Source organism: Sphingomonas sp. SORGH_AS_0950 (assembly GCF_030818415.1).
In the GTDB taxonomy this organism is placed as follows: domain Bacteria; phylum Pseudomonadota; class Alphaproteobacteria; order Sphingomonadales; family Sphingomonadaceae; genus Sphingomonas.
The window spans coordinates 669,938-684,805 of the sequence record NZ_JAUTAE010000001.1; the positions used below are offsets into that span (position 1 = coordinate 669,938).

Below are 14,868 nucleotides of genomic sequence, written 5' to 3' on the forward strand. Positions count from 1 at the left end.
AAACGCCCCGCGCGGCGTTTCAGTCGCGAAATGATCAAGGTCGCGAGCTACAATATCCGCAAGGGGATCGGCGCCGACCGCCGCCGCAATCCCGACCGTATCCTCGACGTGTTGCGCGAGGTCGATGCCGACATCATCGCGTTGCAGGAAGCCGACCGCCGATTCGGCGAACGCGAGGGCGTGATCCCGCTCCATCTGCTCGACGAACACAGCGCGTGGAAGCCGATCGTCTATGGTATGAAGGCGCGCTCGCTTGGCTGGCACGGCAATACCATCCTGGTGCGCAAGTCCACCGAGATCCTGGATTTCGAGGCGATCCACCTCCCCTCGCTGGAACCGCGCGGCGCGGTCATGGCCGATCTGCGCACGACGGCGGGGGTGTTGCGGGTGGTGGGGATGCATCTCGACCTGTCGGGGTTGTGGCGGCGGCGGCAGGCGGCGGCCATCATCTCGCATCTGACGAGCTGCATCGATCGCCATCCCACGGTGATGATGGGCGACCTTAACGAATGGACGCGCGCCGCCGGCTGTCTGCGCGACTTTACGCGCGACTTCACCCTGGCCGAGACGGGGCCCAGCTTTCATGCCCGGCGGCCGATCGGGCGGCTGGACCGGATCATGGTATCGCCCGAATTGCGCATCGCCGATTGCGGCGTTCATGCCACGGCCACCTCGCGCAAGGCATCGGATCATCTGCCCATCTGGGCGATGATCGGACGGCATTGATGCGCGAGAAGGAATTGCGGCTGGCGCTGGTCTGCTATGGCGGGATCAGCCTGGCCGTCTATATGCACGGCATCACCAAGGAAATCTGGCGGGTGGTGCGCGCCAGCCGCGCCTCGCACGAAGGCGACGAGCCCGCCTCGGCGGTCGATGCGGTCTATCACGATCTGCTGGACGAGATGGCGGCGCGCGGCGGCGTGCGGGTGCGTATCCTCGCCGACATCATCGCGGGGGCGAGCGCCGGGGGGATCAACGGCATCTTCCTGGGACAGGCACTTGCGACCGGCCAGTCGCTCGATCCGCTGACCGACCTCTGGCTGGAGGCGGCGGACATCGAATCGCTGATCGCCCCGGAGGCTGCGCCGACCTCGCGCTTTTCCAAGATGTGGGCGATGCCGATCGCATGGATGGCGGCGGGCCGCAGCGGCGAGAAGCTCGACCTGCTGGACGAGGAAACGCGCGAGGAGGTGCGACGCAAGGTCGGTCATCTCATCCGCTCACGCTGGTTCGAGCCGCCCTTCGCCGCCGATGCCTTCACCGCCCGGCTGCTCGATGCGTTCGACCGGATGGCGGCGGCCCCGGCGGGCAAGCGCCTGCTTCCCCCCGGCCAGCCGCTCGACCTGTTCGTCACCGTCACCGATTTCACCGGCCAGCCCCAGCGGCTGCGGCTCCATTCGCCGGGCGAGGTGGTGGAGACCGAACATCGCATGGTGGTCGATTTCACCGACAGCGGCGGCGGCAGGCTGGCGGCCATCCCGGAACTGGTGTTCGCCGCGCGCGCGACGTCGAGCTTTCCCGGCGCATTCCCCCCCTTCACGGTCGGCGAGCTGGACCGGGTGCTCCAAAGCCGCGACCAGAGCTGGGACAGCCGCGATACCTTCCTGCGCCGCGTCCTGCCGCGCCATCATGCGGCGGGGGCGGCGGACAAGGCGGTACTGATCGACGGATCGGTGCTGGTCAACGCGCCCTTCCGTCCCGCCATCGATGCGCTGGGTCGTCGACCTGCGCGGCGGCAGGTGGATCGCCGCTTCGTCTATATCGATCCCTTTCCGGGCATGCATTTCCGCCTGCCCGGCGGCGGCGGCCATCCCGGCTTCTTCCAGACGATCATCGGCGCGATCAGCGAACTTCCCCGACAACAGCCCATCCGCGACAATCTGGAGGCGATCGCCGCCCGCTCGGGGCGGATCGACCGGATGCAGGCGATCGTTGCCGCGATCCGTGAAGAGGTGGAGCTGGAGATCGAGCAGCTGTTCGGCGGCACCTTCTTCCTCGACCGCCCCACCGCCGCACGGCTGGCGTCCTGGCGTGTCCGCGCCCAGGCGGCGGCCGCTGCAAAGGCCGGGTTCAGCTATGCCGCCTATGGGCATCTGAAGGTCGCCAACGTCATCGACGCGCTGACAACGCTGCTGTCCGACGCCATTGGCGACGAAGGGCCGCAACGGCGTATCCGGCTGCGCGCGATGGTCGAGCGGACGATCGCGGCGCGCAGCGTCGAGGGTGACGCAATCTCCTTCACCGGCGGCCCGAGCAGCGGTGCCAAGACCTTCCTGCGCGTCTTCGACCTCGGCTATCGCATCCGGCGGCTGCGCCTGCTGGCGCGGCGGCTGACCGAGCTGGAGGCAAATCACAGCGAGGCCGAACTCGCTCCGGTGCGCAACGCGATCTACGATTCGCTCGCCGACTATCTGGAACGCCAACATGGCAGCGCGGATGCCATAGGGGCGGACGATCTTCGCAACATGCCCAACGATGGCGCGGCGCTGCTCGACCGGATCGCGGCGCGGTTCGACCTGATCCGGCTGGATGGCGAGGCCGATGCACGGCTGGCGGCCGCCTTTGCCGGTCTGCCCCGCGTCGCTCGACGGACGTTGCTGTTGACCTATCTGGGCTTTCCCTATTTCGACGTGGCGACCCTGCCGCTGCTCCAGGGCGAGGGGCTGGACGAGTTCGATCCGATCAAGGTCGATCGCATCGCTCCCGACGATGCCACCGCGATCCGCTCGGGCGGCGCGGAGGCGACGTTGAAGGGGATCCAGTTCCTGACCTTCGGCGCGTTCTTCAGCCGCAGCTACCGTGAGAACGACTATCTGTGGGGCCGTCTGCACGGGGCGGAGCGGATGATCGACATCGCCATCTCCACCCTGCCCCCCACCATCCGGCTGAAGCCGGGTCGCGTCGCCGCGTTCAAGCGCCGTGCCTTTCTAGCGATCCTGGACGAGGAGGAGGCGCGGCTGACCGCGATCGCCCCGCTGATCGCCTCGCTTCGTCAGGAGATCGGCTGACAGGCTGGTCATGCCGGACCAACGCCGCTAGACCCGCCTCGCCAAGCGATGTCCGGTGCCTGTAGGGCGTTCGGACGAGAGAATGACGCGGAGAAGCGCATGCAGTTCCTGAAAATGCTGTTCTGGTGCCTGCTGGCCTTTCTGGCCGCGGCCTTCACGATCGGGAACTGGACGACCGTGCCGATCCGGCTGGTCGGCGGGCTGGTGGCCGACGTCAACCTGCCGCTTCTCCTGTTCCTGACCTTCCTGATGGGGCTGGTCCCGACGCTGATCTGGCAGCATGCGGCACGCTGGCGTCTTCGCCAGCGGCTTAGCGCGGCCGAGCGTTCGCTGGCCGCCGTCTCGGCGGAGACCGACGCCTATGCCGCCACCGGCCCGGTCGCCGCCCAGCCCATCGCCACCCCCCAGCCCATGGTCTGATCCCTTTATGAGCAACCGCATCTTCGTCGCGATCGACACCCCCGACCTCGCCCGTGCCCAGGCGATGGCGAACAAGGTCCGCCATCATGTCGGCGGGCTGAAGCTGGGGCTGGAATTCTTCTGCGCGCACGGCGCGGGGGGCGTGCGCGAGATGGCGCATATCGGGCTGCCCATCTTCCTCGACCTGAAGCTGCACGACATTCCCAATACCGTCGCCAAGGCGGTCCAGTCGCTGGGGCCGCTCGCCCCGGCGATCCTGACCGTCCACGCCAGCGGCGGTCGTGCGATGCTGGAGGATGCCAAGGCCGCCGCGCCGACCGGTACCAAGGTGGTGGCGGTGACGATGCTGACCAGCCTCGACGCCAATGACCTGTCGGATACCGGGGTCACCGGCTCGCCCGCCGATCATGTCCGTCGCCTCGCCGACCTGGCCGCCGAGTCTGGGGTCGACGGCATCGTCTGTTCGGGTGCCGAGGTCGCGGCGGTGCGCAAGGCCTGGCCCAAGGGCTTCTTCGTGGTGCCGGGCGTCCGTCCGGCGGATGGTCCCGTCGGCGACCAGAAGCGCGTGGTGACCCCGCGCGCCGCGCTGGACGCCGGTGCCTCGATCCTGGTCATCGGCCGCCCGATCACCCAGGCCGAAGACCCCGACGCCGCCGCGCGGGCGATCGCCGCGACGCTTTGACGATATTCGCGACAGTCCTCTCTTTTCGGAGCTGGCCATGACGACCACTGCCAAGATCTGCGGACTGACGACCCCCGCCACGCTCGATGCCGCGCTGGGCGGCGGGGCGAGCCATGTCGGCTTCGTGTTCTTTCCCGCCTCTCCGCGCCACCTGACCTTCGACGTCGCGGCGGGACTGGCGGGGCGGGTCCCGGGCCATGTCCAGCGCGTCGGCGTCTTTGTCGATCCCGACGACCAATTGCTGGAGGCCGCAGTGCGCGCCGGAATGCTCGACGCGATCCAGCTTCACCGCACCGCCCCCGCGCGGGTGGCGGCGATCCGGTTGAAATTCGACCGAGAGGTCTGGGCCGCCGTCGCCATCAAGGTGCGCGCCGATGTCGACAAGGTCCGCGACTATGCCGGAGCGGCCACGCGTATCCTGTACGATGCCAAGACGCCCGACGACGCATCGCTGCCGGGTGGCATGGGGCTGCGCTTCGACTGGAGCCTGCTCGATGGGGTGCGCCATCCGCTCCGCTGGGCACTGTCGGGCGGGCTGGACGCGGGCAATGTGGGCGAGGCGATCCGCCGGACCGGCGCGCCGCTGGTCGATATATCCTCCGGCGTCGAGAGCGCGCCCGGCGTCAAGGATATGGACAAGATCGCGACGTTCCTTAAAGCCGTTGCGACAAATCAGTGACAGGATCGTTTGCAGGGGTCGCCTTTGCAAACGCCCAAGGGAAACGAGATGAACGCCCCCAATTCCTTCCGTGCGCAGCCCGACGAGCGCGGCCATTTCGGTGATTTCGGCGGCCGCTATGTCGCCGAGACGCTGATGCCGCTGATCCTCGACCTGGAGCGCGAATATCGCGCGGCGCAGGTCGATCCGGCCTTCAAAGCCGAGTTCGACGACCTGATGACCCATTATGTCGGTCGCCCCAGCCCGATGTACTATGCCGAGCGCATGACCGAGACGCTCCGCGCCAGCGCGCCTGAGGGCAAGGGGCCGAAGGTCTATTTCAAGCGCGAGGAACTGAACCACACCGGCGCGCACAAGATCAACAACTGCATCGGCCAGATCCTGCTCGCCAAGCGCATGGGCAAGACGCGGATCATCGCCGAGACGGGCGCGGGGCAGCATGGCGTCGCGACCGCGACCGTGGCGGCGCGCTTCGGCTTGCCCTGCACCATCTTCATGGGCGCGCGCGATATCGAGCGCCAGGCGCCCAACGTCTTCCGCATGAAGCTGCTCGGCGCCGAGGTCCGCCCGGTGACCTCGGGCGCGCAGACGCTGAAGGACGCGATGAACGAGGCGCTGCGCGACTGGGTCGCCAATGTCCACGACACCTTCTACATCATCGGCACCGCCGCAGGGCCGCATCCTTATCCCGAGATGGTCCGCGACTTCCAGTCGGTGATCGGCACCGAGTCGAAGGCGCAGATGCTCGAGGCCGAAGGACGGCTGCCCGACCTGCTGATCGCCGCGGTCGGCGGCGGATCGAATGCGATCGGCCTGTTCCACCCCTTCCTTGACGATCCCGAGGTCGCGATGCTGGGCATCGAGGCGGCCGGGCATGGGCTGAACACCACGCAGCATGCAGCCAGCCTGACCGGTGGCAAGCCGGGTATCCTGCATGGCAACAAGACCTATCTGCTGCAGGACGAAGACGGGCAGATCGCCGAGGCGCATTCGATCTCGGCCGGGCTCGACTATCCGGGGATCGGGCCCGAGCATAGCTGGCTGAACGACACGGGCCGCGTCGTCTATGAGGGCGTGACCGACACCGAGGCGCTCGACGCGTTCCAGCTGTGCTGCAAGGTCGAAGGAATCATCCCCGCGCTGGAATGCAGCCATGCTCTGGTCGGCCTGATCCGCCGCGCGCCGCTGATGAACCGCGACCAGATCGTGCTGGTCAATATCTCGGGTCGGGGGGACAAGGACATCTTCACCGTCGCCGAAGCGCTGGGAGCCAAGATGTGAGCCGGATCGCCGACACCTTCGCCCGCTGCGGTGCGGCGGGGCGCGCCGCGCTCGTCTGTTTCGTGACCGCCGGCGATCCGACCCCCGCCGACACCGCCGCGATCCTCGACGCGCTGGTCGAGGGCGGCGCGGACCTGATCGAGCTGGGCATGCCCTTCACCGATCCGATGGCCGACGGCCCCGCGATCCAGAAGGCCAATATTCGCAGCCTGGGGGCGGGCACCCGCACTGCCGACGTGCTGGCGATCGCCAGCGCCTTTCGGGCGCGCCATGCCGAGGTGCCGCTGGTCCTGATGGGCTATGCCAATCCGATGACGGTGCGCGGCCCCGAATGGTTCGCGCAGGCCGCGGCTGGCGCAGGCGTGGACGGCGTGATCTGCGTCGACGTGCCCGCCGAAGAGGACGACGCGCTGGGCGTCGCCTTGCGGGACAAGGGCATCGCCTCGATCCGGCTGGCGACCCCGACCAGCGACGCCGTGCGGCTGCCGACGATTTTGACGGGTGCCGATGGCTTCCTCTATTATGTTTCCGTCGCGGGCATCACCGGCCAGCAGCAGGCGGCGCAATCCTCGATCGAGGATGCGGTCGCCCGGCTGAAGTCGGCGACGAACCTGCCGGTCGCGGTGGGTTTCGGCGTCCGTACGCCCGACCAGGCGGCCGCGATCGGCCGGGTCGCCGACGGCGTGGTCGTCGGCTCCGCCATCGTGGATCTGGTCGGCGAACATGGCGCGGCGGCACCCGCCCCGGTCCGCGCCTATATTGAAACTCTGTCGTCGGCGATCGCCGACGCGCGCAAGGAACTCGCATGAGCTGGCTCAACAGCGTCCGCAACGTCATCCCCTTCGTCGTCAAGAAGGAAACGCCCGACAATCTCTGGCACAAGTGCAAGGGGTGCGGGCAGATGGTCTTCACCAAGGAGCTGGAAGACAATCTGAACGTCTGCCCGAAATGCGATCATCACGACCGCATCGGGCCGAAGGCGCGTTTCCGGCACCTGTTCGACGAGGGCAGCTGCGCCGAGCTGTCGCCGCCCAAGGTGCCCGAGGATCCGCTGAAGTTCCGCGACTCCAAGCGCTACACCGACCGCCTGAAGGTCGCCCGTGCCAATAACGGCGACACCGACGCGCTGGTCAATGCGCGCGGCACGATCCTCGGCAACAAGGTCGTGGTCGGCGTGCAGGACTTCGCCTTCATGGGCGGCTCGATGGGCCTGGCCGTGGGCGAGGCGTTCGTGCGCGGGGTCGAGGCGGCGATCGCCGACAACTGCCCCTATGTGATCTTCACCGCTTCGGGCGGCGCGCGGATGCAGGAGGGTATCCTCAGCCTGATGCAGATGCCGCGCACCACGGTCGCCATCCAGATGCTGCACGATGCGGACCTGCCCTATATCGTCGTCCTGACCGATCCGACCTCGGGCGGTGTGATGGCCGCCTATGCGATGCTGGGCGACGTCCAGATCGCCGAGCCCAAGGCGACTTTGGCGTTCACCGGCCGCCGCGTGATCGAGAGCACGATCCGCGAAAAGCTGCCCGACGATTTCCAGACCTCGGAATATTATCTGGATCACGGCATGCTCGACATGGTCGTCCATCGCCACGATCTGCGCGAGCGGCTGGCGACGGTCATCGGCTATCTGACCGCCTCGCGTCAGGCCGCCTGACATCCCGATCGCGAAGCGTCGCCTTTTCGCCGCGACGCCATTAGAGGGGCGGGCCGAGAGGTCCGCCTCTTTTTCATTCCCTTCACGAGACCGGCCGATGCCCGATCATGCCCGATCCCAGAACCCCGCCGTGCAGGCGCAACTCGACCGGCTCTGGTCGCTGTCGCCGGGGGCGGACATATTGGGGCTGGAACGGATCACGACGCTGCTCGCCCGGCTGGGGGATCCACAGCATCATCTGCCGCCGGTCTTCCATGTCGCTGGGACCAACGGCAAGGGATCGACCTGTGCCTTTCTGCGTGCCGCGATCGAGGCGTCGGGCCAGGCGGTGCATGTCTATTCCAGCCCGCATCTGGTTCGCTTCAACGAGCGTATCCGGCTTGGCGGGCGGTTAATCGACGACACTGAGCTGGCCTCCGTGCTGGATGAGGTGCTCGACCATGCCGAGGGGATCGGCGCGAGCTTCTTCGAGGTGACGACCGCCGCCGCCTTTCTCTGCTTTGCGCGGACCCCGGCGGCGGCGACCATCGTCGAAGTAGGCCTGGGCGGACGGCTCGACGCGACCAACATCCTGCCGCCCCCCGCCATATGCGGGATCGCGGCGCTGGGGATCGACCATGAAGCCTTTCTGGGCAGCAATCTGACGGGCATCGCCCGCGAAAAGGCCGGGATCGCCAAGGCGGGCACCCCGCTGGTGACGATGGACTATGCCCGGCCGTTGCGACAGGCAATCGCGGAGGTCGCCGAGGCTGCGGGCGCACCGATGCTGGCGCGTGGTGCGGCCTGGTTCAGCCGATCCGATGGCAAGGCCATTCTCTACGAGGACCGGCAGGGCACGATCACCCTTCCCCGCCCCGGCCTGTCGGGCCCGCACCAGTCGCGCAATCTGGCCTTGGCGGTCGCCATGGCGCGGCATCAGGGGGCGGTGACGATCCCCGATAGCGCGCTCCAGGCCGCGGCAAGGCAGGCGTACTGGCCCGCGCGGATGCAGAGGCTGTCGTCCGGCCCGCTGGCGCAGGCGTTGCCCGAGGGAAGCGAATGCTGGCTGGACGGCGCACACAACCCCTCCGCCGCGACGCCCGTGGCCCGAACGATGGCCGGGTGGAAGGCGCAAGGGCCCTCCGCGCTGGTGCTGGGCATGCTAGCCAACAAGGATGCCGGGCCCGTCCTGCATAGGCTGGGCACGATGGTGGACCGCGTCGTGACCGTGCCGGTGCCGCATCATGCCTGCCACGCGCCCGAGGACCTGGCCGAGCAGGCGCGCCGTCAGGGGCTGTCGGCCGAAGCAGCCACCGATCCGGCCGATGCCTTGGTCCGGATCGCCGGGCATTTCAACCGCCCCGCCAAGGTTCTGATCGCCGGATCGCTCTATCTGGCGGGGCAGGTGCTGGAAGCCAATGACGAGGTGCCGCAGTGATGCGACGAACCGATAATGCACCTCGCTTTATTTGCGATTGACTATCAATAGCGGCGGTTTAGCATAAGCGGGCAAATACGGAGTCCCGCCCGATGGCCGAAACCACCACGCTCGCCACTGCCCTGCCCCATATGCTCCCGGCCTGCCCCCATGCCCGGATCGCGTTGTTCGCGATCCGTCGGATGGGCGCGCACGGGCTGGCCGATGCACGGGCCGCGCATACCCTGTTCACCGTCTTCGGGCAGGATTTTCGCCGCCCGCTTATCCTGATGCGGACGCTGATGGCCGATCTCGCGGCGCATGCCTCGGGCCAGATCGCGATCGCGCCGTGCTGCTGCGGGCGGATGACGGCGGCGGAGGCGGCCTTGCTCACCGTCCTGGCGCAGATGGAGGTGGCGCCCGAAAAGGCGCGCTTCCTGATGAGCGATCTGCTCGGCGCCCGGCGGATCGACGGGGTCCTCGCCAGCGCGGCGGCGGTCAGCGCCGCCTTCGCCGATGAGGGGCGGCCGATCAGCCTTTGACGGCCACGTCGGCGCGGGTGTCGCCTTCCCCCTCGACGCCCGCGCTGCCGATCGAGCGGTCGATCATCCCCGACCGCGCCATCCAGCCGAACAGCACGACCCCGGGCAAGGCGATGACGGTGGTCAGCAGGTAGAAATCCACATAGCCGAACCGCTCGACCAGCGCCCCCGCCGTCGTTCCGCTCAGGATACGCCCCAACACACTGGTCGCGGCCGAGATCAGGGCATATTGCGCGGCGGTGAAACGCAGATCGGTCAAGGCCGAGAAATAGGCGACCAGCGTGACGCCGCCGATCCCGCTCGCGAAATTCTCGAACCCGATCGCGCCCGCCATGCCCAGGTTGCTGTGCCCCGCCGCCGCCAGCCCGGCGAAGGACAGGTTGGACACCGCCATCAGCACCAGGCTGATCATCACCGATCGCTTCATGCCCAGCCGGGCATAGAGAATGCCGCCGACGAACACGCCGACCAGCAGCGCCCAGAAACCGACCCCGACGTCGTAAAAGGCGATCTCGTCCTTGGAAAAGCCCAGATCGTTGAACAGCAGGCGGAAGGTCAGATTGGCCAGCGTGTCCCCGATCTTGTGGACCAGGATGAAGGCCAGCACGAGAACCGCACCCTGCCGCCGAAAGAACTCGGCAAAGGGGCCGACGACCGCGCGAACGATCCCCTCGGCCGGGCGGCGCGCGGTGATTTCGGCATGCCGCGCGGGCTCACCCATGATCACCGCGGTCAGCAGCGCGGGCAGCGCGAAGGCGCAGCTGACGATATAGGCGATGCTCCACCCCGCCCGCGCCGCGATCACCAGCGACAGAGAGGCGACCAGCGCCGATCCGATGCGCCAGCCATATTGCCCCATGCCCGCGCCGACGCCCAGCTGGCGCGGCTCCAGCAATTCGATGCGATAGGCGTCGATCACGATGTCGAAGGTCGCACCGGCAATGCCCAGCGCGATCGCGGCCATGGCGGTCTGCGCCAGCGAGACGCGGGGGTCCGAAAGCCCCAGTCCGACAGCCGCCGCACAGACGAGCGCGGCGACGACGAACAGCCAGGATACGCGTTGGCCAAAACGGTGCAGGACGGGGATCTTCACCCCCTCGACGATCCAGGCCCACAGCCATTTGAGATTATAGGCCAGGATGACCAGCGCGAAGGCGGTGACACTCTTCTTCTCGATCCCCGCCTCCGCCAAGCGGCTCGCCAGGGTCGCGTTGATCATGGTCAGCGGAAAGGCGGAGGATATGCCGAGCGCCAATGCGGCGAGCGGCGCCGGTTCGATATAGGGCCGTACCGCATCCACCCAACGCCCACTCGCCATACCCGATCCGTTTCGCCTCGACTGCAAAGCGCGGACCGTAGAGGGCTTGGCCGATGGGGGCAATGTCGCCGATGACGGCGGTGTCAGGCGCTCGCGAACAGGCGGAAGCCCGCGGGCAGACGGCTCGGCGGCTTGCCGGTCCGGCGCTCCTCGATGACCGTGATCGCACCCAGCAGCTCGCGCGGTCCATAGGGCTTCATGAGGATGCCCTCGGCCAGTCCGTCCGCCTCGTCGGGCGGCGTTCCGGTCAGGAAGAGCACGGGTATGCCCCGCGCCCGTGCCGCGCGCGCCACATCGAGTCCGCTGCCGTCGGCGAGCCGGACATCGGCCAGGACGAGGTCTATAGGCGTGTCCCCCTCGATCAGCGTCACCGCCTTGCTGGCCCGGTCGACGGTCGCGACGACCTCATAATCGGCGTCGGTCAGGACATGTTCGGTGTCGAACGCGACCAGCGGCTCGTCTTCGACCACCAACAGCTTGGTCAGCTGTCGCTTCTTTCGCCCGAAGAGTCTCATCCCGTATCGGCCCGTCTTTCTTGCCCGCTCTTGCGCCTAACGCATTGTCGGGGGAAACGACGCAAATATTTTCCTTTGCGCGACACCCTATGTATCAGCGTGGATCATGACACCAGAACAACGTATCGCCAAGCTGCTTGCCCGGGCCGGAGTCGCCTCGCGCCGGGAAGTCGAGCGGATGATCGCCGAGGGTCGGATCGCGCTGAACGGCACGACGATCGACACGCCTGCGACGCTGCTTTCCTCGCTCGACGGAGTGACGGTCGACGGCCAACCGGTCGCCGCGCCCGAACCCACGCGGCTGTTCCTCTACAACAAGCCCAACGGCCTGTTGGTGACCGAACGCGATCCCGCCGGGCGGCCGACCATCTATGACCGTCTGCCCGCCGGGCTTCCCCGCCTCGTGCCGGTCGGTCGGCTCGACCTCAATACCGAGGGGCTGCTGCTGCTGACCACCGATGGCGGCTTCAAGCGCCAGCTGGAACTGCCCGCGACCGGGGTGGAACGGACCTATCGCGCACGCGCCTATGGCGACGTCACCCAGGCGCAGCTCGAGGATCTGATCCACGGGGTCGAGATCGACGGTATCCGCTATGGCCAGATCGACGCCAATCTGGAGCGTCGCACGGGCGCTAATGTCTGGATCGAGATGACCTTGCGCGAGGGCAAGAATCGCGAGGTCAGGCGCGTCCTCGAACATCTGGGCCTCCAGGTCAGCCGCCTGATCCGCCTGCGCTATGGCCCCTTCGTCCTGGACGATCTGCCGGTCGGCGAGATCGGCGAGGTCAAGGGCGCGCAGATCGTCGAGTTCCGCAAGACCCTGCTGGGCGGCATCCCCGCCGATGCCGTCCGCCCGACGCCCCGCGCCGGTTTCCGCACACCGCCCACGAATGCCAAGCCGGAACGCCCGGCCCGGCCCGAGGCGCGGCGCACGGCGGACCAGGATGCCACGCCCCGGCGCGACGCCAAGCCTCGCGCTTCGACACCGTTCGGCGAGCGCGCGCGTCCCGGTGCGCCACGCTCCGGCGACCGGCAAGAGCGTTCCTTCCGCCCGCGATCCGAAAACGCCCCGTCGGGGCGCGGTGGGCGTGACGAGCGTCCTGCCCGTGGCGAACGGCCGTCCGGGGGGGAGCGTCCCTTTCGCTCCCGGTCGGATGCCGGACCGAGCGGGCGCGGCGTTCGCGAGGATCGGCCCGCACGGGGCAGCGAACGTCCCTTCCGGTCGCGTCCGGATGCCGGACCCACGGGACGTGGCGCTCGTGACGAAAGACCCGCGCGTGGCGGCGAACGCCCCCCTGGAGGGGATCGTTCGTTCCGGGCGCGGTCCGACGCGGCGCCCTCGGCGCAGGGCGGTCGCAACGAGCGGCCCCCACGTGACGAGCGTCCCTCGGGCGGTGATCGGCCGTCGCGGGGTCCGCGACCGCCCGCACCATCGGGCGGCGGACGCCCCTTTGGCGGTGGGCGTAACGGACGGCCCGGTCGTCCGGGAGGAAATCGCTGATGCGCGTCATTGCCGGAGAGTGGCGGGGCCGCCCGCTGGTCGCGCCCAAGGGTGACGTCACCCGCCCGACCGCAGATCGCACGCGCGAGGCCCTGTTCTCGATGCTGGCGGCGCGGCTGGGCGATTTCGAGGGGCTGGCGGTCGGCGACTTCTTCGCGGGATCGGGTGCGCTGGGGATCGAGGCGCTGTCGCGCGGCGCGGCGTCCTGCCTGTTCGTCGAGCAGGATCGCGGGGCGTTGGACGCGCTACGCGCCAATCTCGCCAAGCTGGGCGCGACGGGCGATGTCCGGGCGACCTCGGTGCTGGCGCTGGGCCCCGCGCGCCAGCCGCTCGACCTGATCCTGATGGACCCGCCTTATGGCACCGGCGCGGGCGTCGTGGCGCTCGACAAGCTGACCCGGCTGGGCTGGGTGGCGGCGGGCACCTGGATCAGCATCGAGACGGCCAAGCAGGAAGAGATCGACCTGCCGGGCTTCGTCGTCGACGCCTCGCGCGTCCATGGCAAGGCACGGTTGACCCTGTTGCGTCAGGGCTGAGCCAGGCTCCGCCCCCGCATCAACGCCAGCCCGGCGAGGCTGAGCAGGCCCGCGGCGACCAGATAGCCGCCGACCCAGTTCAGCCCGCCGCGCTCGGTCAGCGCCTGCGCCGCGATCGGCGCCAGCGCGCCGCCGATGATCCCGCCCAGATTGAAGGTCATCGAGACGCCGGTATAGCGCACCCCCGCCGGAAACAGCGCGGGCAGCCAGCCGCCCAGCGGGCCATAGGCGAACCCCATCACGAACAGCGCCGCCGCCAGCCACACGAAGACGATCGCCAGCGATCCCGATCCCAGCATCGGCCCCATTGCGACGCCGACCAGCGCACATCCGGCAAAGCCCAGCGCCAGCATCATGGGCGCACCACGGCGATCGGCCATCACGCTCGACACCACGACGCCCAGCGCCAGGAACAGGATCGCGACGAGCTGGACGCCCAGGAACGCCTCACGCGGATAGCCAAGGGCGCTGGTGCCATAGCCCAGCGCGAAGGCGGTCGCGAGGTAGAAGACGGCGAAACAGGCGATCACCCCACCCGTCCCCGCCAGCAGCGCACGGCCATGTCCCTGCAACAACGTCGCGATCGGCACGCGCGGCAGGGCCTCGGTCCGCTTGGCCTCGGCAAAATCCGGTGTCTCGGTCAGCCGCAGGCGAACCCACAGGCCGAGCATCACCAGCACCGCGCTGGCCAGGAACGGCAGTCGCCAGCCCCAGGCGCGGAATTGCGCATCGGTCAGGACGAGTCCGAGGAGCAGGAAAAAGCCGTTCGCCAGGATGAAGCCGACCGGCGCGCCAAGCGGGGGGAACATGCCCCAGGTGTTGCGACGCCCCGGCGGCGCATTCTCCACCGCCAGCAGCGCCGCGCCACCCCATTCGCCGCCCAGCCCCAGACCTTGGCCCAATCGGGCGATGCACAGCAGCAACGGGGCGATCCAGCCCGCCTGCGCATAGGTCGGCAGGAAGGCGATGGCGACGGTCGATCCGCCCATCAGCATCAGGCTGACCACCAGCGTCGACTTGCGCCCGACCCGGTCGCCGAAGTGACCAAAGGCGATCGCGCCAACCGGCCGCGCGACGAAGGCGAGCCCGAAACTGGCATAGGACAACAGCAATTGCGCCGCCGCCGAGGAGGCCGGGAAGAAGAGCGGGCCGAACACCAGCGCCGCCGCTGTCGCATAGATATAGAAATCGTAGAACTCGACCGCCGTCCCGGTCAGGCTGGCCAGCAGGATATGGCGGTGCGAAGGTGTCGAGGCACGGGTCATCCGCCCGCTGTGGCAGAAGCCAAATGCCGCCGTAAAGACCTATCCGCCGCGACCCGGCGGGCCGG

Annotated in this window: 15 protein-coding genes; 12 read left to right on the forward strand and 3 right to left on the reverse strand. The window is 68.5% G+C overall.

The features are described 5' to 3' along the window. Nucleotides 1–30: 30 nt before the first annotated feature. The 10 genes from QE385_RS02695 to QE385_RS02740 all read left to right on the forward strand — a co-directional run bounded on the left by QE385_RS02695 (nt 31) and on the right by QE385_RS02740 (nt 9,668). On the forward strand, nt 31–726 hold the full coding sequence (locus tag QE385_RS02695; RefSeq protein WP_307098819.1) for an endonuclease/exonuclease/phosphatase family protein: 696 nt from the start codon (nt 31–33) through the stop codon (nt 724–726). Beyond that, nucleotides 726–3,008 carry a patatin-like protein gene (locus QE385_RS02700; protein ID WP_307098821.1) on the forward strand — a complete coding sequence of 761 codons (2,283 nt, stop codon included), beginning with the start codon at nt 726–728 and terminating at the stop codon, nt 3,006–3,008. The genes QE385_RS02695 and QE385_RS02700 overlap by 1 nt, the downstream gene beginning before the upstream one ends. 99 nt (nt 3,009–3,107) lie before the next feature. Next, entirely contained in the window at nt 3,108–3,428 is a 321-nt protein-coding gene (locus tag QE385_RS02705) for a hypothetical protein (RefSeq protein ID WP_307098822.1), read from the forward strand. Nucleotides 3,429–3,435: 7 nt separating this feature from the next. Further along, nucleotides 3,436–4,110: an orotidine-5'-phosphate decarboxylase gene (pyrF, locus tag QE385_RS02710; RefSeq protein WP_307098824.1), complete on the forward strand. Its 675-nt coding sequence runs from the start codon at nt 3,436–3,438 to the stop codon at nt 4,108–4,110. Between the two features lie 37 nt (nt 4,111–4,147). After that, nucleotides 4,148–4,789 carry a phosphoribosylanthranilate isomerase gene (locus tag QE385_RS02715; RefSeq protein ID WP_307098826.1) on the forward strand — a complete coding sequence of 214 codons (642 nt, stop codon included), beginning with the start codon at nt 4,148–4,150 and terminating at the stop codon, nt 4,787–4,789. Between the two features lie 48 nt (nt 4,790–4,837). Next, the gene (trpB, locus tag QE385_RS02720) at nt 4,838–6,070 is read left to right on the forward strand and encodes a tryptophan synthase subunit beta (protein WP_307098829.1); all 1,233 of its coding nucleotides are present in this window, start codon (nt 4,838–4,840) and stop codon (nt 6,068–6,070) included. Continuing rightward, nucleotides 6,067–6,879 carry a tryptophan synthase subunit alpha gene (gene trpA / locus QE385_RS02725; protein WP_307098831.1) on the forward strand — a complete coding sequence of 271 codons (813 nt, stop codon included), beginning with the start codon at nt 6,067–6,069 and terminating at the stop codon, nt 6,877–6,879. The genes trpB and trpA overlap by 4 nt, the downstream gene beginning before the upstream one ends. Then, nucleotides 6,876–7,730, forward strand: coding sequence for an acetyl-CoA carboxylase, carboxyltransferase subunit beta (gene accD, locus QE385_RS02730; RefSeq protein ID WP_307098833.1), 855 nt, complete (start codon nt 6,876–6,878; stop codon nt 7,728–7,730). Before trpA ends, accD begins: the two co-directional genes overlap by 4 nt. 97 nt (nt 7,731–7,827) lie before the next feature. After that, entirely contained in the window at nt 7,828–9,147 is a 1,320-nt protein-coding gene (locus QE385_RS02735; protein ID WP_307098834.1) for a folylpolyglutamate synthase/dihydrofolate synthase family protein, read from the forward strand. 92 nt (nt 9,148–9,239) lie between these two features. Beyond that, a complete protein-coding gene (locus QE385_RS02740) occupies nt 9,240–9,668 on the forward strand; it encodes a DUF6628 family protein (RefSeq protein ID WP_307098835.1) in 429 nt (142 codons plus the stop codon). Here QE385_RS02740 and QE385_RS02745 read toward each other — a convergent pair. After that, nucleotides 9,658–10,986, reverse strand: coding sequence for an MFS transporter (locus QE385_RS02745; protein ID WP_307098837.1), 1,329 nt, complete (start codon nt 10,984–10,986; stop codon nt 9,658–9,660). The two genes, QE385_RS02740 and QE385_RS02745, sit on opposite strands and share 11 nt — an antisense overlap. A gap of 83 nt (nt 10,987–11,069) precedes the next feature. Next, nucleotides 11,070–11,501, reverse strand: a complete 432-nt coding sequence (locus QE385_RS02750) for a response regulator (RefSeq protein WP_307098839.1) — start codon at nt 11,499–11,501, stop codon at nt 11,070–11,072. Between the two features lie 106 nt (nt 11,502–11,607). On the opposite strand from QE385_RS02750, the gene QE385_RS02755 reads away from it, so the two are divergent. Both QE385_RS02755 and rsmD read left to right on the forward strand, forming a co-directional pair. Beyond that, nucleotides 11,608–13,002 (forward strand): pseudouridine synthase, encoded by a 1,395-nt coding sequence (locus tag QE385_RS02755; RefSeq protein ID WP_307098841.1) that lies wholly within the window; start codon nt 11,608–11,610, stop codon nt 13,000–13,002. After that, complete coding sequence (gene rsmD, locus QE385_RS02760; protein WP_307098843.1) at nt 13,002–13,538, forward strand: 16S rRNA (guanine(966)-N(2))-methyltransferase RsmD; 537 nt, start codon at nt 13,002–13,004, stop codon at nt 13,536–13,538. Before QE385_RS02755 ends, rsmD begins: the two co-directional genes overlap by 1 nt. Here rsmD and QE385_RS02765 read toward each other — a convergent pair. Next, complete coding sequence (locus QE385_RS02765; protein WP_307098845.1) at nt 13,529–14,803, reverse strand: MFS transporter; 1,275 nt, start codon at nt 14,801–14,803, stop codon at nt 13,529–13,531. The genes rsmD and QE385_RS02765 overlap by 10 nt on opposite strands. Nucleotides 14,804–14,868: the final 65 nt, after the last annotated feature.

What these genes read in the sequence shown, in the direction of transcription:
- QE385_RS02695 (WP_307098819.1), top strand. Translation starts at nt 31, where the DNA reads ATGATCAAGGTCGCGAGCTACAATATCCGCAAGGGGATCGGCGCCGAC.
- QE385_RS02700 (WP_307098821.1), top strand. Translation starts at nt 726, where the DNA reads ATGCGCGAGAAGGAATTGCGGCTGGCGCTGGTCTGCTATGGCGGGATC.
- QE385_RS02705 (WP_307098822.1), top strand. Translation starts at nt 3,108, where the DNA reads ATGCAGTTCCTGAAAATGCTGTTCTGGTGCCTGCTGGCCTTTCTGGCC.
- pyrF (WP_307098824.1), top strand. Translation starts at nt 3,436, where the DNA reads ATGAGCAACCGCATCTTCGTCGCGATCGACACCCCCGACCTCGCCCGT.
- QE385_RS02715 (WP_307098826.1), top strand. Translation starts at nt 4,148, where the DNA reads ATGACGACCACTGCCAAGATCTGCGGACTGACGACCCCCGCCACGCTC.
- trpB (WP_307098829.1), top strand. Translation starts at nt 4,838, where the DNA reads ATGAACGCCCCCAATTCCTTCCGTGCGCAGCCCGACGAGCGCGGCCAT.
- accD (WP_307098833.1), top strand. Translation starts at nt 6,876, where the DNA reads ATGAGCTGGCTCAACAGCGTCCGCAACGTCATCCCCTTCGTCGTCAAG.
- QE385_RS02735 (WP_307098834.1), top strand. Translation starts at nt 7,828, where the DNA reads ATGCCCGATCATGCCCGATCCCAGAACCCCGCCGTGCAGGCGCAACTC.
- QE385_RS02740 (WP_307098835.1), top strand. Translation starts at nt 9,240, where the DNA reads ATGGCCGAAACCACCACGCTCGCCACTGCCCTGCCCCATATGCTCCCG.
- QE385_RS02745 (WP_307098837.1), bottom strand. Translation starts at nt 10,986, where the DNA reads ATGGCGAGTGGGCGTTGGGTGGATGCGGTACGGCCCTATATCGAACCG.
- QE385_RS02750 (WP_307098839.1), bottom strand. Translation starts at nt 11,501, where the DNA reads ATGAGACTCTTCGGGCGAAAGAAGCGACAGCTGACCAAGCTGTTGGTG.
- QE385_RS02755 (WP_307098841.1), top strand. Translation starts at nt 11,608, where the DNA reads ATGACACCAGAACAACGTATCGCCAAGCTGCTTGCCCGGGCCGGAGTC.
- rsmD (WP_307098843.1), top strand. Translation starts at nt 13,002, where the DNA reads ATGCGCGTCATTGCCGGAGAGTGGCGGGGCCGCCCGCTGGTCGCGCCC.
- QE385_RS02765 (WP_307098845.1), bottom strand. Translation starts at nt 14,803, where the DNA reads ATGACCCGTGCCTCGACACCTTCGCACCGCCATATCCTGCTGGCCAGC.